General features: G+C 63.4%; 4 protein-coding genes. 2 read left to right on the top strand and 2 right to left on the bottom strand.

What is annotated here, in order from left to right:
- Window positions 1-845, top strand: an 845-nt coding sequence (locus MOV75_RS31230) for a glycoside hydrolase family 3 N-terminal domain-containing protein (RefSeq protein WP_309486979.1), incomplete at its 5' end; no start/stop codon positions are given.
- 97 nt (window positions 846-942) lie between these two features.
- Here the strand turns inward: MOV75_RS31230 and MOV75_RS31225 are convergent.
- Complete coding sequence (locus MOV75_RS31225; protein WP_246923622.1) at window positions 943-2562, bottom strand: ABC transporter substrate-binding protein; 1620 nt, start codon at window positions 2560-2562, stop codon at window positions 943-945.
- A 56-nt stretch (window positions 2563-2618) separates the two neighbouring features.
- On the bottom strand, window positions 2619-3227 hold the full coding sequence (locus MOV75_RS31220) for a TetR/AcrR family transcriptional regulator (RefSeq protein ID WP_246923618.1): 609 nt from the start codon (window positions 3225-3227) through the stop codon (window positions 2619-2621).
- Window positions 3228-3329: 102 nt separating this feature from the next.
- Here MOV75_RS31220 and MOV75_RS31215 point away from each other — a divergent pair.
- A partial coding sequence (locus MOV75_RS31215) for a PspA/IM30 family protein (protein WP_369010474.1) occupies window positions 3330-3541 on the top strand: 212 nt, incomplete at its 3' end.

The raw sequence follows: 3541 nt of genomic DNA, 5'->3' as shown, positions 1-3541 counted from the left end.
CGGATCAGGAGGGCGGCATCGTTGGGCATCTCGCGCCGCCGCTGACGAAAGTGCCGGCGCTGGCGACACTCGCAGGGCTTGCTCCCGACGGCCAGCAGGCCAAAGCCGAAGAGTTCGGCCGCATCCATGGCCGCGAGCTCGCGGATCTCGGCGTCAACCTCAATCTCGCCCCAGTGCTCGACCTCAAGCCACCGGCGCGGCGTAACCGGCTCGATTTCCACACGCTGATCGGCCAGCGCGCGATCGCGACCGATCCGGCTGTCGTGAGCACGATTGCGAGCGCTTATGTGCGCGGGCTGGAGCAGTCAGGCGTCGGTGCCACGCTCAAGCACTTTCCGGGCATCGGCCGGGTGCGTGCCGACACACATCATTTCAGCGCCAATCTCGACACGCCGGTGAGGGAGCTCGAGGCATCCGACTGGCTCCCGTTCCGCGACGTGCTATCGCATTCGCGCAGCGCGCTCATGGTCGGCCATGTCACGCTGACCGCCGTCGATCCCGATCGCGCCGCCTCGCATTCGAAGCGCGTCGTCGAGGGCATCATCCGCGAGACATGGGGTTACCAGGGAGTGGTGATGACCGACGACCTCGTGATGGGCGCGATCTACCAGAACGACGTCTGCAACGCCGTGGTCGAGGCGATCAATGCCGGCGTCGATCTGCTGCTGGTCGCCTATGACGGCGCGCAGTTCTACCGCGTCTTCGCCTGTGCCCTGGACGGGGCGCGGCAGGGCAAGCTCGACGCAGCAATGCTGCGCGCAAGCGCGGCGCGGCTTGAGCGGGGTTTCTCGATTACGCAGGCGCGCGCGGCGTCAGGTGTGCTGCGCGTCGTCGATAGGCACTAAAGCGCGATGCGATTAGGATGAATCGTCACCGCGCTTTAGGTTGTTGTTTAAGCATGATCTTTTCGGAAAACCGCTGCGCACTTTTCCGGATCATGCTTTAGCCCTTCGCGAACTGGCGGTAGTCCGGTTCGCGGTGAAACCAGAACTCGTAGCCGGTGACGGCCTTCTGCATCGCGACATCGTGGATCGGCTGGTTGAGCGGAACGACGGGAACGTCGCGCATGCAGAGCGTGATGAAATCCTTCACGCACCGGTCGTACTCCGCCGCATCAGCCGTGAACCGCGCCTTGTCGATCAGCGCGTCCATCTCCTTGTTCTGATAGGATGAGATGTTGAAGATCGAGTTGTTGCCGTGGAAATTCCAGTAGAAGTAGTATTCGGGATAATCCAGCCAGCCGCTGAAGCGGTTGAGCGCGAGCGGCAGCTCCTTCTTGTTCAGCGTCGTGCGCCAGTTCGCGCCGGGGATTTTCTCGATTCCCGCCTTGATGCCGATCTTGGCGAGGCTCTCCTGGATCAGGATCGCAGTCGGCTCGCCGACGGTCGCGGTGCCTGTGTCGAGCGACAAGGTCGTCTCCAGGCCGGACTCGAAGCCTGCTTCCTTCATTAGCGCCTTGGCCTTGTCGAAATCGGTGACATAGGGAAACGGCTGCGGCCAGACCGGCTTTGAGACCTCTGCCGCTCCGCCATACATCGGAACGGCACGCCCAAAGAACGCACTACTCTGGATCTGCTCATAAGGCATCGCCCAGGCGATGGCCTGGCGCAGCTTCACATTGTCGAACGGCGGCTTCGCGGTGTTGAGCGCGACGTACCAGAGCGCGTTCGGGATGGGCACGCCCGACACCTTGACCTTGCCCTCCCTGATGATCTGCTCGAAATCGCGCGGCGCAAAGCCGCTGGAGATGTCCGCATCGCCCCGCTCCAACATGGCGCGGCGCGTACCCGCGGAGGGGACGTCGCGCGCGATCACGCGCTTGACTTTCGGCAGCGGGCCGCTCTTCCAGTCGTCGAACCGTGCCAGCACGGTTTCGCTGCCCGGCTTCCAGCTCTCGATCTTGTAGGCGCCGCCGCCGGCCTCGTTGTTCCTAAGCCACGCCAAAGTCCAGGGGTCTTCCGGCGTCGCATTCTTTTTCGCCAGCTCGGAGTTGATGATGAAGGGCACGACGACCGCGACGTTGAACAGCAGCATCTTGTCCTTGCGGACATAGTCGATGCGGAAGGTGTGGTCGTCGACGACGACGAACTGCTCGGGCTTCTCCAGCGATCCTGCCGACATCTGGAAGGTCGGAAAGCCACCGACCTTCACCGCGCGGTCGAACGACCATTTGACGTCCTTGGCGGTCACAGGCGAGCCGTCGTGGAATTTCGCGTCCTTGCGGAGCCTGAAGGTGCAGGACATGCCGTCGGCCGCAACCTCCCAGCTTTCGGCGAGCTCGGGCGCGAGCTTGTCGCGATCGTACGAGACCGTCCCGTCGGGCAGCGTCTTCGAGGCGTAGGTCAGCAGCCGGTCGTAGCAGTTCCAGCACATGCCGTTCACGGTCTGGTTGGAGCCGACGCCCTGCATGTCGAGCGAGTTCGGCCCGAGCTCCTGCACCACCAGCAGCGTCTCGCTGCGCCCCTGCGCCCAGGCGAAGCGCGGGGCGAGGGTCGTCCCGGCGATACCGAAGCCGCCGAGCACGACGCTACGCCGGTTGATGTCGAAAGATGATGCGCTCATCGCTGCCTCCTCGAGAGAATTGCACGATGAGGAGGCAAGGCGCATGCCATGCGCAGCTAGCTCCGTAGCGCGATCAACCCTTCGATCATCGCACGCACGAGGCGCGCGATTTCTTCGCGCAGCGCCGGCAGCGGCACGGCAACCAGCTTCTGCTCCAGTCCCAGTGCCACCATGCCATGCACGGCCGAGAACAGGCTGCGCGCGGTGATGCCGAGCTCCTCGGAGCTACGGTTCGGAAATAGCGTGGCCAGCGGCTGGTAGATGTGGCGGAACAGTTGCATCTGGTCTTCGACGGACCAGTCGGGGACGATCTTGTCAGTCTCCATGCGGTGCTCGAACAGCGCGCGCCAGAGCTGGAGATTTTCCGCCGCGAAATCGCAATAGGCGATGGCGATGCGGACCAGCGTCTCTTGCGGCACTGCCTCGCCCGGGCTGACCGCGGCACTGAGCGCCTCGTCGAGCCGAAGCAGCGTGCGCGAGCCCACGCGTAGGATCAGCTCGTCCATGTCGGCCACGAGATTGTAGACGGCGCCGTTGGCGCAGCCGATCTCGCGGGCGAGATCGCGGGTTTTCAAACCGGACAATCCGCGCTCGGCGATCATCCGCTCCGCCGCCAGGATCAGGTCGGTTCGAAGTTTCTCTCGACGTTCCAAGGCTTTAGACATATGTCAGCCAAATTTTGAGCGTTGCTCAAATTTCTCTTGAACGTTGTTCAAGTTCTTTGCTACAAAGAGTTGGTGAGCAACGCTCATAACAGGGAGTAGCCAATGTTCAAGACAGTCGTGACACTTTTCCGCGGCAGCGTGGCCGCCGCGGGCGAAGAGCTGGAAGACCGGACGGCCCTTCTGATCCTCGACCAGCAGATGCGCGATGCGGCTGCAGCCGTCGAGCGCAGCAAGCGGACGCTGGCCTTGGCAATCGCGCAGGATCAGCAGGAAGGCCGCAAGCTCGAGGCGACCGTGGCGCGCATCGCCGATCT

This window comes from Bradyrhizobium sp. PRIMUS42 (assembly GCF_023006515.1).
GTDB lineage: Bacteria > Pseudomonadota > Alphaproteobacteria > Rhizobiales > Xanthobacteraceae > Bradyrhizobium.
Note: the sequence above shows the minus strand (reverse complement) of the source record. Positions and strands in the feature narration are given on the sequence as shown.